At 69.6% G+C, this 22,857-nt stretch carries 23 protein-coding genes; 13 read left to right on the forward strand and 10 right to left on the reverse strand.

Annotated features, from left to right (window positions below; translation table 11 throughout):
* Positions 1–31 precede the first annotated feature (31 nt).
* Both HWX00_RS16750 and HWX00_RS16755 read right to left on the reverse strand, forming a co-directional pair.
* The gene (locus tag HWX00_RS16750; protein WP_226194096.1) at positions 32–337 is read right to left on the reverse strand and encodes an EF-hand domain-containing protein; all 306 of its coding nucleotides are present in this window, start codon (positions 335–337) and stop codon (positions 32–34) included.
* 92 nt (positions 338–429) lie between these two features.
* Positions 430–1,506: a hypothetical protein gene (locus tag HWX00_RS16755; protein WP_059556952.1), complete on the reverse strand. Its 1,077-nt coding sequence runs from the start codon at positions 1,504–1,506 to the stop codon at positions 430–432.
* Between the two features lie 710 nt (positions 1,507–2,216).
* On the opposite strand from HWX00_RS16755, the gene HWX00_RS16760 reads away from it, so the two are divergent.
* From HWX00_RS16760 to creD, 5 genes are all read left to right on the forward strand, one after another.
* The gene (locus HWX00_RS16760) at positions 2,217–3,125 is read left to right on the forward strand and encodes a sterol desaturase family protein (RefSeq protein WP_175028398.1); all 909 of its coding nucleotides are present in this window, start codon (positions 2,217–2,219) and stop codon (positions 3,123–3,125) included.
* 56 nt (positions 3,126–3,181) lie between these two features.
* Positions 3,182–3,895, forward strand: coding sequence for an SDR family NAD(P)-dependent oxidoreductase (locus HWX00_RS16765; protein ID WP_069245965.1), 714 nt, complete (start codon positions 3,182–3,184; stop codon positions 3,893–3,895).
* A gap of 79 nt (positions 3,896–3,974) precedes the next feature.
* Positions 3,975–4,685, forward strand: coding sequence for a two-component system response regulator CreB (gene creB, locus HWX00_RS16770; RefSeq protein ID WP_034189447.1), 711 nt, complete (start codon positions 3,975–3,977; stop codon positions 4,683–4,685).
* 15 nt (positions 4,686–4,700) lie between these two features.
* Positions 4,701–6,152: a two-component system sensor histidine kinase CreC gene (creC, locus tag HWX00_RS16775; RefSeq protein ID WP_175028397.1), complete on the forward strand. Its 1,452-nt coding sequence runs from the start codon at positions 4,701–4,703 to the stop codon at positions 6,150–6,152.
* 103 nt (positions 6,153–6,255) lie between these two features.
* Entirely contained in the window at positions 6,256–7,641 is a 1,386-nt protein-coding gene (gene creD / locus HWX00_RS16780; RefSeq protein WP_175028396.1) for a cell envelope integrity protein CreD, read from the forward strand.
* A 76-nt stretch (positions 7,642–7,717) separates the two neighbouring features.
* On the opposite strand, the gene HWX00_RS16785 is transcribed toward creD, so the two are convergent.
* The gene (locus tag HWX00_RS16785; RefSeq protein WP_049032533.1) at positions 7,718–8,140 is read right to left on the reverse strand and encodes a RidA family protein; all 423 of its coding nucleotides are present in this window, start codon (positions 8,138–8,140) and stop codon (positions 7,718–7,720) included.
* A 161-nt stretch (positions 8,141–8,301) separates the two neighbouring features.
* On the opposite strand from HWX00_RS16785, the gene HWX00_RS16790 reads away from it, so the two are divergent.
* Positions 8,302–8,499: an oxidoreductase-like domain-containing protein gene (locus HWX00_RS16790; protein WP_034189451.1), complete on the forward strand. Its 198-nt coding sequence runs from the start codon at positions 8,302–8,304 to the stop codon at positions 8,497–8,499.
* Between the two features lie 68 nt (positions 8,500–8,567).
* On the opposite strand, the gene HWX00_RS16795 is transcribed toward HWX00_RS16790, so the two are convergent.
* Positions 8,568–10,028, reverse strand: a complete 1,461-nt coding sequence (locus tag HWX00_RS16795; protein ID WP_059556765.1) for an MFS transporter — start codon at positions 10,026–10,028, stop codon at positions 8,568–8,570.
* Between the two features lie 144 nt (positions 10,029–10,172).
* On the opposite strand from HWX00_RS16795, the gene HWX00_RS16800 reads away from it, so the two are divergent.
* Together HWX00_RS16800 and HWX00_RS16805 are read left to right on the forward strand one after the other, a co-directional pair.
* Positions 10,173–11,045 (forward strand): LysR family transcriptional regulator, encoded by an 873-nt coding sequence (locus HWX00_RS16800; RefSeq protein ID WP_034189453.1) that lies wholly within the window; start codon positions 10,173–10,175, stop codon positions 11,043–11,045.
* A gap of 60 nt (positions 11,046–11,105) precedes the next feature.
* Positions 11,106–11,426 (forward strand): DUF7660 family protein, encoded by a 321-nt coding sequence (locus HWX00_RS16805; RefSeq protein ID WP_034189454.1) that lies wholly within the window; start codon positions 11,106–11,108, stop codon positions 11,424–11,426.
* Between the two features lie 31 nt (positions 11,427–11,457).
* Here the strand turns inward: HWX00_RS16805 and HWX00_RS16810 are convergent, their stop codons facing one another.
* A complete protein-coding gene (locus tag HWX00_RS16810) occupies positions 11,458–12,360 on the reverse strand; it encodes a LysR family transcriptional regulator (RefSeq protein ID WP_049033348.1) in 903 nt (300 codons plus the stop codon).
* A gap of 98 nt (positions 12,361–12,458) precedes the next feature.
* Between HWX00_RS16810 and HWX00_RS16815 the strand changes: the two genes are divergently transcribed.
* The gene (locus HWX00_RS16815; protein ID WP_175028395.1) at positions 12,459–13,439 is read left to right on the forward strand and encodes an NAD-dependent epimerase/dehydratase family protein; all 981 of its coding nucleotides are present in this window, start codon (positions 12,459–12,461) and stop codon (positions 13,437–13,439) included.
* Between the two features lie 348 nt (positions 13,440–13,787).
* Here HWX00_RS16815 and HWX00_RS16820 read toward each other — a convergent pair whose 3' ends face one another.
* The 5 genes from HWX00_RS16820 to HWX00_RS16840 all read right to left on the reverse strand — a co-directional run bounded on the left by HWX00_RS16820 (position 13,788) and on the right by HWX00_RS16840 (position 18,722).
* On the reverse strand, positions 13,788–14,489 hold the full coding sequence (locus HWX00_RS16820; protein WP_034189531.1) for a DUF2848 domain-containing protein: 702 nt from the start codon (positions 14,487–14,489) through the stop codon (positions 13,788–13,790).
* A gap of 46 nt (positions 14,490–14,535) precedes the next feature.
* Positions 14,536–15,843 carry an MFS transporter gene (locus HWX00_RS16825; protein ID WP_049033354.1) on the reverse strand — a complete coding sequence of 436 codons (1,308 nt, stop codon included), beginning with the start codon at positions 15,841–15,843 and terminating at the stop codon, positions 14,536–14,538.
* Positions 15,844–15,926: 83 nt separating this feature from the next.
* On the reverse strand, positions 15,927–16,616 hold the full coding sequence (locus HWX00_RS16830; RefSeq protein ID WP_175028394.1) for a DUF4286 family protein: 690 nt from the start codon (positions 16,614–16,616) through the stop codon (positions 15,927–15,929).
* Between the two features lie 99 nt (positions 16,617–16,715).
* A complete protein-coding gene (locus HWX00_RS16835; RefSeq protein ID WP_175028393.1) occupies positions 16,716–17,759 on the reverse strand; it encodes a LysR family transcriptional regulator in 1,044 nt (347 codons plus the stop codon).
* A 171-nt stretch (positions 17,760–17,930) separates the two neighbouring features.
* A complete protein-coding gene (locus tag HWX00_RS16840; RefSeq protein ID WP_034189532.1) occupies positions 17,931–18,722 on the reverse strand; it encodes an SDR family NAD(P)-dependent oxidoreductase in 792 nt (263 codons plus the stop codon).
* A gap of 401 nt (positions 18,723–19,123) precedes the next feature.
* Between HWX00_RS16840 and ypfJ the strand changes: the two genes are divergently transcribed.
* The 4 genes from ypfJ to HWX00_RS16860 all read left to right on the forward strand — a co-directional run bounded on the left by ypfJ (position 19,124) and on the right by HWX00_RS16860 (position 22,854).
* Complete coding sequence (gene ypfJ, locus HWX00_RS16845) at positions 19,124–20,005, forward strand: KPN_02809 family neutral zinc metallopeptidase (RefSeq protein WP_034189460.1); 882 nt, start codon at positions 19,124–19,126, stop codon at positions 20,003–20,005.
* A gap of 161 nt (positions 20,006–20,166) precedes the next feature.
* Positions 20,167–20,895, forward strand: a complete 729-nt coding sequence (locus tag HWX00_RS16850; protein WP_175028392.1) for a helix-turn-helix transcriptional regulator — start codon at positions 20,167–20,169, stop codon at positions 20,893–20,895.
* 37 nt (positions 20,896–20,932) lie between these two features.
* Positions 20,933–21,172 (forward strand): hypothetical protein, encoded by a 240-nt coding sequence (locus tag HWX00_RS16855; protein ID WP_226194094.1) that lies wholly within the window; start codon positions 20,933–20,935, stop codon positions 21,170–21,172.
* Between the two features lie 179 nt (positions 21,173–21,351).
* Complete coding sequence (locus HWX00_RS16860; RefSeq protein ID WP_034189463.1) at positions 21,352–22,854, forward strand: aldehyde dehydrogenase family protein; 1,503 nt, start codon at positions 21,352–21,354, stop codon at positions 22,852–22,854.
* Positions 22,855–22,857 lie beyond the last annotated feature (3 nt).

Consider the following 22,857-nt stretch of genomic DNA (forward strand, 5'->3'; position numbering starts at 1 on the left):
TGCGTACTGCGGGGCCGCACGCGCGCCGCGATCAGCGGGCCGCCATGCGCTGGCGCATGAAACCGGCGAGCTGCGAGAGCGTGACGTAGCCGTTGTGCTGCACGTCGATCTCGTCGAAATGCTGCGCGACCATCGGCATGCCCGCGGCGGCCTGCTCGCGGGTGAGCTTGCCGTCGTGCGTCGTGTTCGCGCTGGCGAAACGGGTCTGCAACTGCATCAGCGCATGTTCGGCGCGCAGGCCGCCAGCCGCCGCACCCGGCGGCACCTGCTGGGCCGACGCTGCTGCAGAAACGATACACAAAACGACGGCGGCAATCATCTTCTTGATGGACTTCATGGGGTTTCTCCTTGCGTGGCTGACGGGTCTGCGCCGGCCGGGTGGGTTGATGAAACGGAATCGGGTGGAATGCGAAACGGGCTTCGGCGGAATTACGCCCAGTGCGCGGGGACCCAGACGCGGCCGGCCCAGTGCGCGGGCACCCAGATGACGGCGCGCGGCGGGTGAGCGGCATAGACGGCGCGCGGGGCGGCGTACACGGCCCGGGGCAGCGGCGGCGCGAGGTACAGGACCTTCGGCGGCGGCGGTGCGACGTAGACGACGTGTGGCGCGGCGGCGACCACGACGGCCTTCGGTGGCGCGACATGCACGACTTTCGGTGGGGGCGGCGGCGTGACGATGACGGCAGCCGGTGCGGGCGGCGGTGCCGCGGCCACGGCTGCGGCAGGTGCCGGCGCAGGCGCGGCAACGGCGACCGTGGCGGCTGCCGGTGGCGCGGCCACGATCACGGCGGCCGGCGGGGGCGGCGCGACAGGTACCGGTACCGGCGCCGTCCCGCCTGCCACGACGACCGTACCGCCTGCCGCCGTGCCGCCGTGGATCACCGTCGTGCCGCCGGTCGACACCGTGCCGCCGTGGACGATCGTCGAGCCGCCCGACGTCGTTACGACACCCGGCGCCACGCGCGTCGCGCTGCCGGAACGGGTGACGCTCCCGCCGTCGGTGCCGGTCACGGTGCCCGAGCGCGAGCAGGTCGAACCCGCGCAGTTCGTCGATGCGGCGTGGCTGGCCGTGTTGCCGCCCGAACCCGTGATCGTGCCGCTCGACGTGTACTGCCCCGGGCCGTTGCGCGTCACGCTGCCGGACGTCGACGCGCTGCGGCCGTCCGAACCCGTCAGCGAACCGGTGTGCGAGCAGGTGCCGTCCGCGCAGCTCGTGTCGCCGCCGTGCTCGACCGAGCGCCCGTTCGGGCCGACGGCCGTGCCGCTGTTCGAGAACTGGCCGGGCGCGGTGCGCGTGACGGTGCCCGTATTGGTGGCGAGGCCGCCGCCAGGGCCGATCACGCCGCCGGCATGCGAGCAGCTGCCGCCGCCGCACGAGCCGGCATGCGCGCCGCTGTAGGTGCCGCGCGGCGTGTAGGCGGTGCCGTGGCCGGACCAGCCGGCGAAGGCCGGCGCGCTGGCGAGTGTGACGAGGGCGGCGGCGGTGACGAGGAAGCGGTTTTTCATCGGGTGTCCTTGCGGTTCGTTGCGGTGCACGCGGTGGCGTGGCGACGGGACGAACTTTAGGACGGCGACGCGCATCCGTCGCGTCATGAAAGATGTCGCGGTGTTACACGCGGCGCGGTGTTTTTCGGTACGACGAATGCGTGCGTCGGCCGCGTCGATCGCGGGCGTGCCGCACCAGGCAACGGATCACGGCGATGCAGTCACGAGCGGGGAGGTTTGACGGCAGGGGGCGGCACATCCAGTTCACGGCGCGCAAACGTGTCGCGGTGACATGCGGCGACATATTTGCCGACCGGTTCATGCATGCACCGCGCCGATCCACATATGTCGTCCAGTCGCTGCCGATTCCATCGAACACCTGTTGCACACGCCGCCGGCCGGCTCAACCGCGACATACCACGACATACCGCGACATACCGCGACATACCGCGACATACCGCGACATACCGCGACATACCGCGACATACCGCGACATACCGCGACATATTTTTCGCCGGACACGCACGCGTTCGCCTTCCGCCGGCCCGATCTCCAGTCCACACGCGTCCGCGACCGCTGCCGGCCGCGCGAACCCACTTCATCGCGACATACGGCGACATATTTCCTGCGTGGCCTTTCCGTTCCTTGCCCCCTACAGTGCATTCCATTCGACGCGACAGCGGCATGTGCTGCCCATGACGCGTCCGGCTCAACCGAAGGAAAGGCCCATCATGCTCACCACCACCGGAAAGCTCGCGTACATCGTCACGCTCTTCATCGTTGCCGTCTCGCTCGTCGAGGCGGCCGTGCTCACCTGGCGCCGCAGCCGCCAGCCCGAACCGTTCGACTGGGACGAGGTGTGGCTGTCGCTTGCCGATCTCGCGGGCCGCAAGCTGCTCGCGCTCGTGCCGCTGTCGCTCGCCACGCCCGTGTTCGATCTGGCATGGGCGCACCGGCTCTTCACGATCCCGCTCCACAGCGTCGCGCTCGCGCTGCTCGTGTTCGTCGGCCAGGAATTCTGCTACTACTGGTATCACCGCGCGTCGCACCGCGTGCGCTTCTTCTGGTCGACGCATGCGGTGCATCATTCCCCGAACCAGTTGACGCTGTCGTCCGCGTTCCGCCTCGGCTGGACCGGCAAGATCGCCGGCGCCGCGATGTTCTTCACGCCGCTCGTGTGGCTCGGCGTGCGTCCCGAAGCGGTGCTCGCGATCCTGTCGTTCAACCTGATGTACCAGTTCTGGCTGCACAACACGTGGATGCCGAAGCTCGGCTGGCTCGAATACGTGTTCAACACGCCGTCCGCGCATCGCGTGCACCATGCGTCGAACCTCGATTACCTCGATGCGAACTACGGCGGCGTGCTGATCGTGTTCGACCGGCTGTTCGGCACCTATGTCGCCGAGCGCGACGACGAACCGTGCCGCTACGGCCTCGTCACGCCGACGCGTTCGCGCAATCCGTTCGTCGTCGAGCTCGAGCACTGGGCGAGCCTGGCACGCGACGTCGCGACGGCCCGCGACGTGTGGACCGCGCTCCGTTTCGTGGTGCTGCCGCCGGGCTGGCGGCCGGGCAACCAGGGCGAAACGACGGAGGAGCTGCGCCGCCGCAGCCTCGTCGCCGTGCGCACGGATGCGTGAACGGCGCTACGCTGTCGGATCTTCGTCAATCACCCTCGATCCAGGAGAACGCATCGATGGAACACGACCTGAAAGGCAAGGCAGTCGCGATCACCGGCGGATTCGGCCATCTGGGCGTCGCGACAGCCGCATGGCTCGGCGCGCGCGGCGCACGCGTCGCGCTGATCGGCCGCGGCGCGGCCCCCGGTGCACCGGCGCTGCCCGGCGTGCCGGCCGATGCATTGCGCATCGGCGGCATCGATCTCGTCGATCCACAGGCGGCCGCGCGGGCACTCGAGTCGGTCAACCGCGAATTCGGCCGGGTCGACGCGCTGCTGAACATCGCGGGCGCATTCGTGTGGCAGACGATCGCCGACGGCGATGCCGCCACGTGGGACCGCATGTACGAACTGAACGTGAAGACGGCGCTGAACGCATCGAAAGCCGCGCTGCCGTACCTGCTGGCGAGCCCGGCCGGCCGTGTCGTCAACATCGGCGCGGGCGCGGCCTTCAAGGCGGGCGCGGGCATGGGTCCGTATGCGGCCGCGAAGGCCGGCGTCGCGCGCCTCACCGAGGCGCTGGCGGCCGAGCTGCTCGACCGCGGCGTGACGGTGAACGCCCTCCTGCCGAGCATCATCGATACGCCGCCGAACCGCGCGGACATGCCCGACGCGGATTTCACGCGCTGGGTGCGGCCGGAACAGATCGCGGCGACGATCGGGTTCCTGCTGTCGGCCGACGCGCAGGCGATCACCGGCGCATCGATTCCGGTGAGCGGCCGCGTGGCGTAACGCACCAGCCGGGAAGGGGCTCGCGCGGCCGGTCGTGCGTACAATGTCGCACCGGATTGCGCGACCCAGACCCGAGACCATGAATCAGCCCAATATCCTGATCGTCGAAGACGAAACGGCGATCGCGGACACGATCGTCTACGCCCTCGGCACCGACGGCATGCAGACCGTCCACTGCACGCTCGGACAGGCGGCGCTCGACCATCTGCGCGACACGCGCTTCGATCTCGTGGTGCTCGACGTCGGCCTGCCGGACCTCAGCGGCTTCGAAGTGTGCCGGCGGCTGCGCACGTTTACCGACATTCCGGTGATTTTCCTGACCGCGCGGCACGACGAGATCGACCGGATCGTCGGGCTCGAGATCGGCGCCGACGATTACGTGATCAAGCCGTTCTCGCCGCGCGAGCTGGCGGCGCGGGTACGTGTGATCCTGCGCCGCTTCCATCGGACGGCCGCGCCGGAACCGGCGCCCGGGCCCGCGGCGGCGCCGGCGGAACCGACCGCGCCGGGTTTCACGCTCGACACCGACGGCGCGCGCGTATCGTGGCTCGGCCACGCGCTGGACCTCACGCGTTATGAATTCGGCCTGCTGGCGCTGCTGGTCCGGCATCCGGGGCGCATCTACTCGCGGGAACAGCTGATGGACCTCGTGTGGCACGAGGCATTCGATTCCGCCGATCGCACGGTCGACACGCACATCAAGACACTGCGCGCCAAGCTGCGCGCGATCGATCCCGAGCGCGACCCGATCCGCACGCATCGCGGCATGGGTTATTCGCTGCAACCGTAACGACCGGCACCGCCCATGCATATCGGCCTGCGCATCTTCTTCGGTTTTTTCCTGATCGTCGGTCTCGCCGCGCTGATCACGCTGCGCGTGTTCGTGCAGGAGGTGAAGCCCGGCGTGCGCGAGGCGATGGAGGACACGCTCGTCGATACCGCGCAGGTACTCGCGGCGCTGGCCGCCGACGACCTGGCGAACGGGCACATCGCCGACGGCGCGTTCGCGCGTCAGCTCGGCAAGCTGCACGAGCGTCCGGTCAGCGCGAACGTGTGGGGCATCCAGAAGAACGCGATCGGCTACCGCCTCTACGTCACCGACGCGCACGGCATCGTGCGCTACGACTCGTCCGGCAGCGCGGTCGGCCAGGACTATTCGCGCTGGAACGACGTGTACCGGACGCTGCGCGGCGAATACGGCGCGCGCAGCACGCGCAGCGATCCGAACGACGACGGCAGCACCGTGATGCACGTCGCGGCGCCGATCCGGCGCGGGAACGAGATCATCGGCGTGCTGACGATCGCGAAGCCGAACCAGACGGTCGCGCCGTTCATCGCGCGCAGCCAGCGCAAGATCATGCTGTACGGCGCGTTGCTGATGGGCGGCGCGATCCTGATCGGCGCGGCGTGCACGTGGTGGCTGGTGCTCGGGCTGCGGCGCCTGCAGCGCTATGCGCGCGCGATCGCGGCCGGCGAGCGCGCGGCGATGCCGCTGCAGGGCGCGAACGAGCTGGCCGAGCTGGGGCGCGCGGTGGAAAGCATGCATCGGCGGCTGGAGGACCGACAGTACGTCGAAACCTACATCCACACACTCACGCACGAGATGAAAAGCCCGCTGGCCGCGATCAGCGGCGCGGCCGAACTGCTGCAGGAAGACATGCCGGTCGCGAACCGCCGGCGCTTCACCGAGAACATCCGCCGCCAGGCCGGCCGCCTCGAACAGATGATCCGCAAGCTGCTCGCGCTGGCCGAGGTCGAGCAGCAGCAGCGCCTGTCGGTGCGCGAACCGGTTGCGCTGCGGCCGGTGCTCGACCAGCTCGTCGACGATATCGAGCCGCGCGCGCGGCAGCGCGGCGTGAGCTTGCGGATCGACGCGAACGAGGCGGCCGATCCGGCGGTCGTCGAAGGCGATCCGTTCCTGCTGCGGCAGGCGCTCGGCAACCTGCTCGACAATGCACTGGATTTCGCGCCACGGGGCAGCACGATCCGGATCGCGCTCGAACGGCGGGCGGCGGGCAGGGCGCACGTCGCGGTCGTGCGCGTCGACGACGACGGCCCCGGCGTGCCCGACTACGCGCTGTCGCGCGTGTTCGAGCGCTTCTATTCGCTGCCGCGCCCCGACGGGCAGGATCGCAGCACGGGCCTCGGGCTGTGTTTCGTCCGCGAGGTCGCGATGCTGCACCGCGGCCAGGTTGCGCTCGCGAACCGCGACGAAGGCGGCGCGTGCGCGACGCTCACGCTGCCGTCGGCCGGCTGAGTGCACTTCACGTTCGCCACACATTCGCTTCACACCGGCTTCAATCGCCCTTCACCGGGGCCGCTCATGCTGACCGCATCTTCCACTACGGTGTCGGTCGGCAATGAATCGAGTCCTGTTGTTCAAATCCATGATCACCGCGTTGCTCGCGCTGGCGATCCTGATCCCGCTGCAGATGGTCCAGAGCATCGTGCGGGAACGCGCCGAGTATCGCGAGAGCGCCTTGCAGAGCATCTGGGCGAGCTATGCGGGCCCGCAGACGGTGACGGGGCCGGTGCTCGTCGTGCGTTACACGGAAGTCACGCGCGTACGCGACAGCGCGCCGCCCCGCGGCGCGCCGAAGACGAGCCTCCGAAGCGAGACGAAACGCATGCTCGTGTTTCCGAAGACGCTGAACGTCGACGGTGCGCTCGACATCAAGGTCCGTTATCGCGGCATCCACAAGGCGCTCGTGTACGACCTGGCGAGCCGGATGACGGGCACGCTCGCGCTGCCGGACCTGAAGAAGCTGCCGCAGGCGGACGGCCACGTGAGCTTCGCGATCGACGACGCGTATGTCGCGCTCGGCATCGGGGACATTCGCGGGCTGAAGGCGCAGCCCGACCTGCGCATCGGCGGCGAGCGACTCGAGATCGAGCAGGGCACGCGGCTGGAGAGCCTGCACCAGGGCGTGCATGCGAACGTCGATCTCGCGGCGCTCGCGAAAGCGGGCGCGGTCGTGCCGTTCAGCATCGACCTGCCGCTGGTCGGCGCGGAATCGGTCGCGTTCGCGCCGGTGGCCGACCAGAACGATTTCTCGCTGAAGTCGAAGTGGCCGCATCCGAGCTTCGGCGGCGCATTCCTGCCGGGCGAGCGCACGATCGATGCAAACGGCTTCACCAGCAACTGGCACGTGACGTCGTTCAACACGAAGGCGCGCGAGCAGGTCGCGTCGGGCAACGGCAACGGCGAGGGCGCGATCGAGATGGCGTCGGTGTCGGTGATCGAGCCCGTGAACGTCTATCTGCAGGCCGAGCGCGCGACGAAGTACGGTGCGCTGTTCGTGTTGCTCACGTTCGCGAGCTTCTTCATGTACGAGCTCGTGAAGCGGTTGCGCATTCACCCGATCCAGTACACGCTGGTCGGCTTGTCGCTCGCGCTGTTCTTCCTGCTGCTGTTGAGCCTGTCCGAGCACATCGCGTTCGGCTATGCGTATCTCGCGGCGAGCAGCGCATGCATCGGGCTGCTCGGCTTCTACCTGTCGTTCGTGCTGCACAGCGTGAAACGCGGCGCGACGTTCGCGGTGCTGCTCGCGATGCTGTACGCGGCGCTCTACGGGCTGCTGTTGTCGGAAGACAATGCGCTGATGCTCGGTTCGCTGCTGCTGTTCGCGATCCTCGCCGGCATCATGACGCTCACGCGCCGCGTCGACTGGTATTCGCTCGGTGCCGCGTGGCAGCCGCTGGCCGACAAGCCGGGGGCCGCGAAGACCGGCGGGTCGGCGAAATAAGCGGGCGGGTGGCGAGCAGGCGCGCGCCGGGCGGGAATGCCGCGCCGGCGCGCGATCCCACGCGGGCCGATGCCCGTCACACGGCCGTCTCCGGGCGACGAAACCGCGCCGCCGGAATCTCGGCGATGGCCGCGATCTCGATCAGCAGGTCGGGATGGTAGAGACGCTCGACCTGGACGGTCGTCGTCACCGGATAAGGTGCGGCGAAGTACGTGTTGCGGATGTCGCCGGCCTGCATGAATGCCTCGATGTCGGTGGCGTAATGGACGAGCGAGATCACGTCGCGCATCTGCCCGCCCAGCGCCGCCAGCACATCGCGGACGTTGTCGAGTGTCCGGCGAATCTGGGCGCGCATGTCGCCGGCACCGACTACCTGCCCGTCGCGGTCGAGCGCGACTTGCCCTTTCAGATGCACGATCCGGCCGTCACCCTGGATCACGGCCATCGAGAACGCGCCGAACGGCGCCCAGACTTCCGGTGGATTCACGGCTTCGGCCATCGCGCGGCTCCTGTTGGGGGAAATGGGGCGAACGCAGCGGAGTGCCGCGGTCGGCAGTCGCGCCGTGACGGATGCGTTGATCGTCGATCCGCCAGGCTTGCCGAAAGCGGCGGCGGCCCGGATCGCCCTATACTGACCGTTCCACATCACCGGAACACGCCGTGCCGAATCAAGCTTCAGAGGATCCGTCCGTCGACGATCCCCGTCCGACCCCGCCCATCCAGCCCGAACTGGAAGACTGTTGCAACAGCGGCTGCTCGCCGTGCGTCTTCGACCTGTATGACGAGGCGCTTGCGCAGTATCGCATCGACCTGGCCGAATGGGAGGCGCGGCAAGCGCAGCGCAAGCAACCGCATTGAACCGGGGGCGCCGGGGGGGGGCTGCTCCCGGCCCGGTCGGCCTGCGGGCGAGTCCGTCTCGCTCCCGTTCACGCGCCGGCATGCAGCCGGCGATGCAGCGGCCCGAGCGCCGTCGACAAGGCGATGCACGCCAGCAACACGACCGTCAGCGTGAACATCGACGTCCTGAATCCCTGCACGTAATCGACCGCGGCCGGATGGCTGCCGAGCCGGGCGAAGAACACGCCGCCGATCGTCGCGGCACCAACGGCCGCGCCGATCTGCAGCATCGCGCTGACCATCCCGGACGCGACGCCCGCGCGGGCCGCGTCGACTTCCGCGAGCACGATCCGTACGACCGACGGCAACACGAGCCCTTGTCCGATCCCGATCGCCGCGATGCCGGCATAGAAGCCGGGCCCCGGCGCGCCTTCGCTCGCGAGCGCGGCAGCGGTCGTGACGCCGGCCGCGAGCATCACGAAGCCGAGCGTGAGGACGCGATGGCCGCCGAACCGGCCGACGAGGCGCGGCATCAGCAGCGGACTGGCGAGGAAGCCGAGCCCGAGCGGCAGGATCGCGAACCCGGACGCGAGCGGCGACCAGTTCAGGCAGCCCTGCAGATAGATCCCGTAACTCAGGAAAAACGCGCTCAGCATGTAGAACAGGAACGCGAGCAGGAGCCCGAGCGCGACGACCGGGTTGCGGAACAGGCGCACGTCGAGCAGCGGATCGCGGCCGCCGGCGAGCCGGCGCGATTCGACGGCCAGCAGCGCGCCGAGCATCGGCAGCGCGCCGACGAGGCACGCGACCATCCACAGCGGCCAGCCGGCCTCGCGGCCGTGCGTGAGCGGGTACACGAGCATCAGCAGGAACAGCGACATCAGCACCGTGCCGGGCACGTCGATGCGCTGGCCGCGCGGCGGCCGGTTCTCCGGAATGAAGCGCCAGCTGCCGATCAGCGCAAGGATGCCGATCGGCAGATTGACGAGGAAGATCGCGCGCCAGCCGAGCCCGAACGGATGCAGGCTGATCAACGCGCCGCCGCCGAGCTGGCCGATCACGGCCGCGAGGCCGAACGCGAACCCGTAGAAGCCCATCACGCGCACCTGTTCCTGCGGGCTGAACACGCTGCGGATCGTCGCGAGCACCTGCGGCGCGAGGATCGCGGCGAACAGGCCCTGCAGCACGCGGCCGCCGACGAGCACGGTGCCGTTGCCGGCGAGCCCGCACAGCGTCGACGCGAGCACGAAGCCGGCCATGCCGGTCATGAACATGCGCTTGCGGCCGTACAGGTCGCCGAGGCGGCCGCCCGTGATCTGGACGACCGCGCTCGCGCATGCATACGCGGACACGACGAGCTGCAGTTCGGCGGGGCGCGCGCCGATGCCGTCGCGGATGGCCGGTAACGCAAGATTCACGATGAAGTAGTCAAGCGGCGGCAGAATGGCGCCGACCAGCAGGACCACGAGCGCCCAGCCGTGATGGCTGCGCGGCGTCGCCGCGGCGGCCGCGCCGGCCGGCGCGCAAGGAGCAAGGGTGGGGTTCGTCATGGCAGCAGGGTCCAAAAAATGAGGGCCGTATGTGCAGGCGACGCACGCCGGCCGTTGACCCCGTATTCTGGCGATCGCCTATGGTTCGGAAAAGCGGGAAAGAGTGGTAGCATCCATCGGGTTATTCGATGGATGGAGAGGGCGATGCGCGGTTTCGACCTGGATCAGTTGCGCACTTTCGCGGCGGTCGCGGACGCCGGCAGCCTGTCGGCCGCCGCGCCGCTGCTGCACCTGTCGCAGTCGACGGTCAGCGAGCAGGTGCGCAAGCTCGAATCGCGCGCCGGCGTGCCGTTGTTCGTGCGCAGCAAGCGCGGCGTCGAGCCGACGCCGGCCGGCACGCGGCTGCTGCAGCACGCCCGGCGGATCGTCGCGTTGAACGAGGCCGCGTTCGACGAGCTGCGCGGGCAGGCGATCAAGGGCGAGCTGCGCGTCGCGATCACCGACTACTACCGTACGAATGAAGTGGCGGGGATGCTGGCACGGCTGCGCGAGTGCTATCCGCAGTTGAGCCTGCACGTGAGCGCGATGAAGAGCGTGGACATCGAGGCCGCGCACGCGCGCGGGCAGATCGATCTCGGCGTCGTGATGAACCTGTCGAGCGGGCCGTTCCGGCCGGCGTCGGCCGATGCGCGCTGGGTGTTGCGGCGCGAGCCGCTGTCGTGGGTCGCGTCGCCCGCGCTCGCCGAGCAGTTGCCCGAGCCCCTGCCGCTCGTGCTGCTGCCGGACGACTGCATGATGCATCAGGTCGCCGTGCGCTCGCTCGACGAGCAGCACACGCCGTACGTGCTGGTGCACAGCGCATCGGGGGTCGCGGGGCTGCAGTCGATGCTCGCGGCCGGGCTCGGGGTCGGCTGCCTGTGCGCGTCGGCGATCGGCGACGGCCTGATGCGGCTCGGCACGAAATTCCGCTTGCCGCCGCTGCCCGACGCGGTGTTTTCGCTGACGCCGCCGATGCCGGGCGAACGCGAGACCGTCACCCAGGCGCGCGAAGTGCTGTCGCGCCAGCTGCTGATGTAAAACCTTGCCGCGCGACACGCGGCGGTGCGTATCCGGGAGGCGCGCCAGGGGACGACAGGCATGAACGACGATCTGAAGAACCAGATGGCCGAAAGGCTGCAGGACGCGCTGGAGCGCGTGGTCGACGAGCGCTCGCTGATCCACTTCCTCCGCGTGCTCGGCCATGACTGGCACAAGGAGCGGCAGCTCGAGGCCGACATGCCGCCGTCACCGTACGCGCATGCCGCGCTCGGCTGGGAAAACCGCTCGATCGGCGAGTACCTGGAGGCGATGGTCGACTGGGCCGAGGCGTCGGAGGAAGGGCTGCGGTTCTACGACGTGCCCGAGAACCCGTGGCGCCGTCTCGCGGACATCCTGTTCGCCGGAAAAAGCTACGAATAGCGCGGCCCGCGCGATTCACGCCAGCCGCCGTCTACTCGGCGGTTTCGCCATCGACATAAGCACGCAACCCGTTGGCGAGCGCGTCGAACACGGCACGGCAGCGCGGGCTCGTCCGCAGGTCCTCGTGCATCACGACCCAGGTTTCCAGCCGCATCGCGAGTGCGTCCGGCAGCACGCGCACGATCCGGGCGTCGCGTTTCGCGAGCGCCGACTGGCAGAAGCCGATTCCGTAGCCGGCGCGGATCATCGCGAGTTGCGCGAGGTTGCTGTCGGTGCGCAGCGCGAACGCGTCGCGTTTCCATGACGGCATCCCGCGCCCCGCCGAACGGATGAACGGCGTGACCGTATCGAAGCCGATCAGCGCATGATGCGCGAGTGCATCGATCGTCGCGGGTGTCCCGTTGTGCGCGAGGTAGTCGTCGCGGGCATACAGCCCGACCTCGATTTCGCCGATGCGCCGCGCGACGAGCGCCTCCTGCGCGGGCGGCGCCATCCGCACCGCGATGTCGGCCTCGCGCTTCAGCACGTCCTGGATGCGGTCGGTCGGCACCAGTTCGATCACGAGCCCCGGATGCTCGCGCCGCAACCGCGCGAGCATCGGCGGCAGCACCTCGACGGCGATCACGTCGCTGGCCGAGATCCGCACGATGCCGCGCACGCCCGCGCCGTGGCTCGCGGCCGCGCGCTCGAACGCGGCCGCCGCGCTGCGCAGCGCTTCGGCGTGGCCGCGCAGCGCAAGCGCCGCCTCGGTCGGCAGCAGGCCCGACGGCGAGCGCGTGAACAGCGTCTGGCCGAACGCGGCTTCGAGCGCCGCGACGTGGCGGCCGGCCGTCGGCTGCGTGATGCCGAGCGCGCGCGCCGCGCCGGAAAGCGAGCCCTCCGTCAGCACGGCGAGAAAGGTCCGGTAGCGTTCCCAGTTCAGATCGATGGTCATACATAAATGTATAGTCGATCTTCGAGGTTAGGCAATTTATTGTTAGTCGCCGGCACGCCAGAATGCGTCTCACGATGGTTCATTCAAGGAGAGCGGCGATGACGACGGATACAGGCATGGCGCACCGGCAGGTACTGGTGCTCGGTGCGAGCGGCGGGATTGGCGGGGAAGTCGCGCGGCAGTTGCGCGATGCAGGCTGGCAGGTGCGTGCGCTCAAGCGCGGGCTCGATGCCGAGGTCGTGGAGCGCGACGGCATCGTGTGGATGCGCGGCGATGCGCTGGATCGCGACGCGGTGGTCCGTGCCGCAGGCGGCTGCAGCGTGATCGTGCATGCGGTGAATCCGCCCGGATACCGGAACTGGCCGACCCAGGTGCTGCCGATGATCGACAACACGATCGCGGCGGCGACGGGGGCGCAGGCGACCATCGTGCTGCCCGGGACCGTCTACAACTATGGCGCGGATGCGTTCCCGCTGCTGCGGGAGGATGCCCCGCAGCATCCGGCGACCCGCAAGGGCGCGATCCGCGTCGAGATGGAGCGGCGGCTGCAGGACGCGACCGCGCGGGGCGTGCGCACGATCATCGTGCGGGCGGGCGATTTCTTCGGGGCGAGCGCCCGCAACAACTGGTTCTCGCAGGGGCTGATCAAGCCCGGACGGCCCGTCGCGACCGTCAATGTACCGGGGCGGCCGGGCGTCGGCCATCAGTGGTCGTACCTGCCGGACGCCGCCCGCGCGATGGTCGAACTGATCGAACGGCGCGATGCGCTGGAGCCGTTCGCGCGTTTTCATCTGGGCGGGCACTGGGATGCGGACGGCACGCAGATGGCGCAGGCCGTGCAGCGCGTCGCGCAACGGCACGGGGCGCGCCCGGTGGTGCGGCGCTTTCCGTGGTGGCTCGTGTGGGCGGCGGCGCCGTTCGTCACGACGCTGCGCGAGATGCTGGAGATGCGTTACCTGTGGCGCGAGCCGCTGCGGATGGACAACGCACGCGTCACCGCGGTGCTCGGCCGCGAGCCGGTGACGCCGCTCGATACGGCGGTGGAGGCGACGCTGGCGGGGCTGGGGTGTCTCAAGTGAGCCTGGGCCCTTGCGACGGGCTTCGCCCGGGCACGGGAAAGCGCCGTCGCGCATTGAAGCACCCGCGGGACAACAATTCTCCACATACCCGCGCACGTCCGATGCGCATCATGTCGGTGATACCGATCATGCGAAAACGGGGGCGCGATGTGGCAATTCGGATGGAAAGCGTCGGTTGCGGGAGCAATCGTGTTCACATTGAGCGGGTGTACCAACCTGGCAGGTGTGCTGTACTGCGACAACTCGCAGTTCAACTTTCCGGACTACCGCTGCTTTGAATCGTACAGGTAGGAACGGGCGCGCCGGCCGAACGCCGCCGCGCGCGTCCCGTGCGGTTTTCCGCTGCCGTTACGCCACGACCGGCAACACCTCGACCGCATACCGGTGCCGCAGGCTGCGCCCGAGCACCGGATCGTGCAGTTCCATCTCGAACGCATCGCCGTCGCCCATCGCCGCGATCGCGCCATGCACGGCGACCGTCCCGCCATACATCGCGCAGCGCGCGGGCATCGTGCGGCGGTCGTCGAAACGCCGCCACAGCACGTCCGGCGCGAGCAGGCCGCTCACCGCGCCGTGCTGGTACGCGACCCGTTCGCCATCGCGCGCAATCAGCCACGCACGCATCTCGATCGCGTCCCAGTGACCGGCGACGTCCGCATACCGCCATGCATCGCGGCCGAGCGGTTTCGCGCATACCTGCTTCGACACCGCGACGCCGTACGCCTCGACCTCGCGATCCGTGTGATCGGACCCGACCGTCACCAGCGTGCCGGCCGGGCTGTCGACGAGCACGCACTCGATCTCGCCGCCCGAGCGTGTACCGAGCACGCCGATCGACGGCGCCTGCGTGAGCAGCGCGGACGATACGCGATAGAAGCACGGCGTGGTCGACGGCGGCGCGACGCCGAGCGCTGCGAGTTCGTCGATATGCGCCTGGATCGCGGCCGGGTCGCGGCCGGCCCAGCCGGCAATCACGACGCGCTCGATGTCGACGTCGACGGCGGCCGGTGCATCTTGCAGGGAAATCACGTTGAACGACAGGGCTTGCATGCGGATATCCATTTGAAGTGCGAAGCAATGAATCGGCTGGCGGCGCTCAATCCTCGAGAGCCCGGTGTGCGGTCTCGCGCGCGGCGAGCAGCGCGATCGACGTGACGACGAGCGCGGCGGTGACGTACAGCGACACGGCCGTCGTCGTGCCCGTCTGCCGGAACAGCGTGGCGATCACGAGCGGCGCGAAGCCGCCGCCGACGATGCCCGCGAGCGTGTAGGCGAGCGACGAGCCCGCATAGCGCACGCGGGTGGGGAACTGTTCGGTCACGAACGCGCCCTGCGGGCCATACATCACCGCATGGATCACGAGACCGACCGCAACCGCCGCGACGATCGCGCCGGGGCGCGCCGAATCGAGCATCGCGAAGAACACGAACGCCCACACGATGCCGGCCAGCGCGCCGGCGAGATACACGGGCCGGCGGCCGAAGCGGTCCGACAGCGCGCCGAAGAACGGCACCGCGAGTGCGTTGCATGCGGTGCCGATCATCACGGCCGTCAGCGCGACGGGGCGCGACAGGTGCAGCACGGTCGTCACATAGGTCAGCGTGAACACGACGATCAGCGCATACAGCACGTCCGAGCCGATCCGCGAGCCGCCCGCGATCAGCAGACGCTTCCAGTGATACTTCAGCACGTCGGCGACGGGGACGTCGGCGGTCGCGTGCGATTCGGCGAGTTGCTCGAACTGCGGCGTTTCGTCGACGCCGCGCCGCAGCCAGAAACCGAACACGACGAGCAGCGCGCTGGCCGCGAACGGCACGCGCCAGCCCCACGACAGGAAGGCGTCGGACGTGGTCGACAGCGTCACGAGCGCGATGCAGCCGGTGCCGAGCAGCGTGCCGAACGACGGGCCGATCTGCGTCCACGACGCGGACAGCCCGCGCCGCTTCTGGTCGCCATGCTCGACCGACAGCAGCACCGCGCCGGCCCATTCGCCGCCGAGCGCGACGCCCTGCACGAAACGCAGCGCGACGAGCAGGACCGGGCTCAGGATACCGGCCTGCGCGTAGGTCGGCAGCGCACCCATCAGCGCGGTCGTCACGCCCATCAGCACGAGCGTGAGCATCAGCACCGCGCGGCGGCCGATGCGGTCGCCGAGGTTGCCGAACACGAAACCGCCGAGCGGGCGCGACACGTAGCCGACCGCATAGGTCGAGAACGCGAGGATCGTGCCGGCCAGCGGATCGACCGACGGGAAGAACAGGTGATTGAAAACGAGCGCGGCGAGCGTGTTGTAGATCGTGAAGTCGTACCACTCGAGCGACGTACCGATCATGCTCGCGGTCGCGAGTCGGCGGGTGCGGACGCGGCGGGGCGCGTGGGCGGCGGGCTGGGCGAGAGTGCTCATGGTATCGGGCGGGTCGTGACGGATGACGGGAGAGGGACCGGCGTGCGGACCGCGTGCGGTGCGGCGAGCGCCGGTGTCGGCGTTCAGGCAGGCAATGCGGCCGCGGCGGCCGGTTCGGCTTCGGCGTCACGGTGCGCAACCCGCGGCGGCGCGGCGGCGCGCCACAGCAGGTCGAACGTGCGGACGTCGTCGTGCCCGGCGAGCGCGGCGGCCACGCGGCGCGTGATGGCTGCGTCGCTGCCTTCGACCAGTACGAGTGCATCGGCGGCCGGGCGGGCGGCCGCATCCGCGCCGATCGGCGCGGACAGGTCGGGCGCGGTGCGGAAGAGTCGTGCGGCGTGGATGCCCGGTTCGTGCAGCGCGTCGTCGAAGCGCGCGCGCAGTGGCGGCACGTCGATGTGCTGCGGCGGCAGCATGAACAGCGCGAGATGCGCGCCTTCGCCGTCGCCGGCCTCGATCGTCAGCTCGCCGACGCGCCGCTGCGTGCCCGTCATGCGTTCGAAGTTCGCGAGCGACCAGGCGGTCTGCTGCGTGAACGCGCGGCGGTACGCGTCGCCGCGGAACACGTCGAGCGCCTCCGTCACGTACAGCGCGAGGTACTTGCGCGGGCCGCCGTCGGTCGCGCGAAAGCGCCGTGCATGCGTGAAGCCGGGAATCGCGACACGTTCCTGCATGTGCTCGCGGTCGTACCACGCGTTGAAGTCGGCTTCGTGCGCGGGGTCGACATCCGTCCAGACGCAAAGCTGGCCGTGCGGGAGGGAAAGGCGGGTCATCGCGGGGTTCCTCGTGACGGGGGTGTCAGGAACCGCAGTGTCCCGAAGACGGGCCGCGCCCGTCCAACAAGAAAACAAATTCGCGGTGAACAGGTTTTCTTATGAGCGGCGCGGGCGGCGTGTCGCGGCGGGGGACGCCGGTGCGGCTCGCGTCGTGCGTTTCGTTTTTGTCGGCGTTGCTGTTGTCGTCCGGGTTGCCTTGCGTGCCGCCGCCGTGTCGATGCGATCGGGCGCGGCCGGGGCGGCAGGCTTTGCGAAGCTCGTAGCCGGGGCCGTTGCACGTGCGACTTCGCTCGCGAGTTCGGCGATGCGCGCGGCCACCGGCAGCCCCTGGCTGCGGTACGTCGCGACGAGCGGCAGCGCGGGGAATTCCGGTTCGACGTCGAGCAGTTCGAGCGCGCCTTCCTGCAGCTCGCGCCCGATGATCGCGGGCGGCAGCGCGGCGACGCCGAAGCCGTCGGTGACGAGGCGGATCATCGCGGCGACCGACGTGATGCAGTTGATGCTGGCCGGCCGCTCGACGGCCGCGAACAGGCGCTCGATCGTCGCATGCGGACCCGAGTGGCGCGAGAAGCTGATGATCGGAAACCCGGCCAGGCGCGCGACGTCGAGCGGCTGGCCGCCGAGCCCGAGGCGCGGGCTCGCGGCCCAGCGTACGGGGAACTCGCACAGCGGCAGGTTCGTGAAGTCGGGGCCCGGCACCGGGTCGGTCTGAAGGATCAGGTCGACGCCGTCGGTGCTGAGCAGACGGGTCAGGTGCAGCGTCGTGTCGCTCGTGATCTCGACGTCGAGGCGCGGATAGCGCTCGCGCAGTTGCGCCATCAGCGCCGGGAACCAGCTGTGCACGATCGATTCGATCACGCCGATCCGGATCAGGCCCGCGTCGCTCGCCGCATCGATGTCACGGCGCATTTCGCCGTCGAGCCGCACGATCCGCTCCGCATAGGCCAGCATGCGCCGCCCCGCGGGCGTGAGCGTGGCCGAGCGCGTGTTGCGGTCGAACAGGCGCACGTCGAACGCCTCCTCGAGCGATGCGATGCGGCTCGACACGGCGGCCTGCGTCGTGTGCAGCTTTTCGGCCGTGAGCCGGAAATTTTCCAGCTTCGCGAGCCAGACGAAGGTTTCAAGAAACCGGATGTTCATCGATGTCCGAACGCAGAGGCCGGCCGGGAGCGGCGGCGGGATCGGTCGATGGTAGCGGATTTCCGGGGTGGTAAACGCGCGGGCGCCGCGTGTGTCGTCGCGGGTACGGGCGGCCGGCGGCCGACTCGCCGGCCGCCACCCGGCGTCACGCGGGCGGCGTGCCGGCTTGCATCAAAGCCGGTCGAACGCGAGCGTCGGCACGTCGACGGCCATCGCGCCGCCGTCGGCGACGAGCGTCGCGCCGGTGACGAACGACGCATCCGGCGACGCGAGGAACGCGCAGATGGCCGCGATTTCGTCCGGATCGGCCGCCCGCCGCAGCGGCACGTCGGCGCTGACGCGGGCGTACGCGCCGTCGAGCGAATCGCCGTGCGCGGCCATCAGCGGCTCCATTTCCGCGTCGGCCATCGGCGTGCGGACCCAGCCCGGGCAGACGGCGTTCGCGCGCACGCCTTGCGGGCCATAGTCGCGCGCGAGCGAGCGCGCGAGCCCGAGCAGCGCATGCTTGCCGACCGTGTAGCCGCATACGCCGGGCCCGGCCGCGAGCGCCGCGATCGACGCGACCAGCACGATGCTGCCGCGCTGCGCGATCAGGTCGGGGAGGCACGCGCGTGCACTGACGAATGCGGTGTCCAGGTTCGCGTGCATCGCGTCGCGCCACCGCGCATCGTCGGTTTCGTCCGCGCGGCCGACGCCGTGGCCGCCCGCGCATGCGACGAGCGCGTCGACGTGACCGAAGCGTTCGGCGATCCGCGGCAGGAAGCCGGCCCAGTCGGCCGTGCTCGCGGCGTCGCCCGCGAGCGCGAGACCGCCCGTTTCGGCGGCCAGCGCGTCGAGCGGCGCCTGACGGCGCCCGATCAGCACGACGCGGTCGCCGCGGCTGGCGAAGCGGCGCGCGCACGCGGCGCCGATGCCGGTGCCCGCGCCGGTGATCGCGATCGTGCGGGAGGGCGGGTGCGTCATGTCGTTCTCCGGAAAGGTGTCGTGAGCGGCCACTTTAGGCGGTGCCGGCACGTGGCGGTATCCGCCGAAAGGATGAATGAAGGCCGTCCGGACGGCCGGTTCGGTCCTGCCCATTTTGCAAAGGCTGACGATGTCCTGCGCCGAATCGCTCTATCCTCCAAATTTTTGGGATAAGTCGCGAAAGCCCGGCAAAATAGCGCGGGCGTACGCGCGCATCGACGCGCGGCGCGTCGGCCGGCCGATTCCGTCGTGCGAGCGGCGCGGCGGGCCGGCAGGAACGGCGCGAGCGTGCATCCGCTGCGCGGGGATCGCGTCCGCCGCTGGATCGAGTCGTCGCGACGTATCGCCCGGTTGCGCGCTGGCGCGGCCGGACCATCGACAAGGACAGGGAGGGGCCGGCAATGAGGCTGGACGACGAAAGAGAAAGCATGAACGTCGAGGATCGCCGCGGCGCCGGCGGTTTCGGCGGCGGGCGCGGTGCGACGATCGGCATCGGCACGATCGTGGTCGCGCTGGCCGCGTCGTATTTCTTCGGGATCGACCCGCGCGTGGTGCTCGAGGGCGCGTCGGCGCTGCAGGGCCGCCAGCAGCAGGCGCAACCCGCGCCGGAGCAACGCCAGGGCGCGCCGGCCGCCGATCCGGGCGCGGTGTTCACGCGCAAGGTGCTCGCCAACATCGAGGACACGTGGACGGGCGTCTTCTCGACCCAGCTGCACGCGCAGTATCAGGCGCCGAAGCTCGTGATGTTCACGAACTCGACGCCGACCGCCTGCGGCACGGGCCAGACGGCGATGGGGCCGTTCTATTGCCCGGCCGACCGCAAGGTGTATATCGACCTCGGCTTCTACGACGAACTGCGCAAGCGTTTCGGCGCGGGCGGCGATTTCGCGCAGGCCTACGTGATCGCGCACGAAGTCGGCCATCACGTGCAGAACCTGCTCGGCATTTCCGACAAGGTCGATGCGGCGCGCCGCCGGTCGAGCCAGGCGCGCTCGAACGCGCTGTCGGTGCGGATGGAGCTGCAGGCCGACTGCTTCGCCGGCGTGTGGGCGAACAATGCGCAGCGCGCCAACCAGCGGCTGATGGAGCCCGGCGATTTCGAGCAGGGGCTGAAGGCGGCCGCCGCGATCGGCGACGATCGCCTGCAGCAGCAGGGGCAAGGCTACGTCGTGCCGGAAAGCTTCACGCACGGCACCAGCGAACAGCGCGTGTACTGGCTGCGGCGCGGGATGGAATCGGGCGAGGTGAGCGCCTGCGACACGTTCTCCGCGAACGCGCGCTGAATGATGGCGCGCGCATCGTCGCGCGCGTATCGTCCCGGCCGGACCGGCCACCGTCGCCGGACCGGGACGATTTGCCGATTTGTGCTCACCGGCGCTTTTCGGCGCCGGTAGGCTGGCCCGGACTTCGCTATTCGATCCGTTCGCCCGCCGCCGATTCCACCATGCCGATCCCATCCGTTCCCGTCGATCACGCCGCCGCCGACTGGCAGCGTGCGCTGCGCGCGTGCGTGGAGGTGTTCGACGCGTTCGCGAGCCCGTCCGCGATCGTGTTCTACCGGCTCGACCAGAGCGGCGAACCGGCCGATTTCGAGCTGTTCGGGATGCCGGAATCGATGCATCGCACCTATGTCGCCCGCTACCGGATGCTCGATCCGCTGCATCCGTCGCGCTGCGCGGCCGGTGAGCGCGCGGTCGTGACGCTCGCCTCCCAATTGCCTGACGAAAGACGCGAGGCGTCCGCGTACTGGACCCGTTTCCTGCGGCGCCACGACGTGGCCGACGTCGTCGAGATCTGGCTGCGCGACGCGGGCCGCACGATCGGCGCGTTTTCGCTGTTGCGTTTCGGGACCGGGGACGCGTCCGGCCACCGCACGGCAGGGCGGTTCGCGCCCGGCGAAATCGACGCGCTCGCGCGGCTGCAGCCGATGGCCGAAGCCGCGCTGGGCCCGCTGCTGCGCGCGCGGCGGGGGATCCACCGGATCGGCTGCGAGGAGCGGCTCACCTATCGCGAGGAACAGATCGCGCGCCTCGTGCGGGACGGGCGCTCGAACAAGGAGATCGCGCGCGATCTCGCGCTCGGGCAACCGACGATCAAGACCCACCTGATGCGCATGTATCGCAAGCTCGGCGTGTCGAACCGTACCGAACTGGTCGGGGCGCTGTTTCTGTAGTCGTCCTGCAAGCGGGGCCCCGACGTCGTGCAGTACCATGCACGATCGTCGTTTTGATAACAATCAAAGGGCCGGGAAAATGGATGTCGCACTCACTGCCGCTTCGCTGGTGGTCGTCGCCTTGAGCATTGCGCTGCCGATCTTCATCGTCAGAACCGTGCGAAGCGGGACGTACGATTCGCTGTATTTTCTGATCCCGCTGGCACTCGGGGTGTACTGGCTGGACTACCAGGCATACGACTTCCTCGCGTCGATGTCGCAGGGTTTCAAGAACTAGCCTGTCGGTCGGTTCCTCCGTCACGCCCCGCCATCCGACCCGCGGGGTTCGAACCCGCCGCCTTCCGTCACGCGCTGCCAATTTGCGCTCACCGGGCGCGATCCCTCGTCGATACAGTGGTCCGACGCCCGCGTGCCTCACCGGCACGCGGTCCAGCCACGACAATCATCGAGACGCCCATGAGCAACACGAACTTCGTCGCCGTCAGCGACACCGTGCGCACCTTCGTCGCGCGCGATTTCGGCCTCTTCATCGACGGCGACATGCAGCCCGCGCAATCGGCTGCGCGGCTCGACGTGTACGACCCCGCGACGGGCGAGCGGCTCGCGACGGTCGCGGACGCCGACGCTCGCGACGTCGACCGCGCGGTCGCCAGCGCGAAGCGCGCGTTCGACACGCGCGTATGGAGCGGGCTGCGCCCGGCCGACCGCGAACGCATCCTGCTGAAACTCGCCGACCTGATCGAAGGCGACGCCGAGACGCTCGCCCAGCTGGAAACGCTGAACCAGGGCAAGTCGATCCACGTGTCGCGCGCGATCGAGGTCGGCGCGAGCGTCGAATACGTGCGCTACATGGCAGGCTGGGCGACCAAGATCACCGGCCAGACGCTCGACGTGTCGATCCCGTTCCCGCCCGGCGCGCGCTATACGGCCTACACGCGCAAGGAGCCCGTCGGCGTGGTCGCCGCGATCGTGCCGTGGAATTTCCCGCTGATGATCGCCGTGTGGAAGCTGATTCCCGCGCTCGCGGCCGGCTGCACGATCGTGCTGAAGCCGTCGCCGGAAACGCCGCTCACCGCGCTGCGCCTCGCCGAACTCGCCCGCGAGGCCGGCGTGCCGCCCGGCGTGTTCAACGTCGTCACGGGCGGCCGCGTCTGCGGCTCGGCGCTCGCGAGCCACCCGTCGATCGCGAAGATCTCGTTCACGGGCTCGACCGCGACCGGCAAGCTGGTCGGCGCGGCGGCCGTGCAGAACATGACGCGTTTCTCGCTCGAGCTCGGCGGCAAGAACCCGATCGTGATGCTCGATGACGTCGACGTCGCGCAGGCGCTCGACGGGGTCGCCGCCGGCGCGTTCTTCAACCAGGGGCAGGTGTGCGCGGCCGCGTCGCGCCTCTATGTGCACCGCAGCAAGTTCGCGCAGCTCGCCGACGGCCTCGCCGGCGTCGCGCAGTCGATGAAGCTCGGCGCGGGCCTCGACACGACCGCGCAGATCAACCCGCTCGTGTCCGCGCATCATCGCGACAAGGTCGTCCAGCACATCGAAGGCGCGCGCCGCGCGGGCCTCACGTTCCTCGCGGGCGGCACGCCGGCCGACGACCTGCCCGGCTACTACGTGAAGCCGGCCGTGATCGCCGATCCGCATCCGGACAGCGCGATCGTGCGCGACGAGGTGTTCGGCCCCGTGATCGTCGTGGTGCCGTTCGACGACGCGGCCGACGCCGTGCGTCTCGCGAACGCGTCGCCGTACGGCCTTGCCGCGAGCGTCTGGAGCAACGACCTGAAGCGCGTGATGAACCTCGTGCCGCAGATCGAGGCCGGCACCGTCTGGGTGAACTGCCATATCCCGCTCGATCCGTCGATGCCGTTCGGCGGCTACAAGCAATCGGGCATCGGCCGCGAATTCGGCCAGTACGCGATCGAAGGCTTCACCGAAACCAAATCCGTCTGCATCGCGCACTGACGC

It is taken from the genome of Burkholderia seminalis DSM 23518 (assembly GCF_902832885.1).
Classification (GTDB): domain Bacteria; phylum Pseudomonadota; class Gammaproteobacteria; order Burkholderiales; family Burkholderiaceae; genus Burkholderia; species Burkholderia seminalis.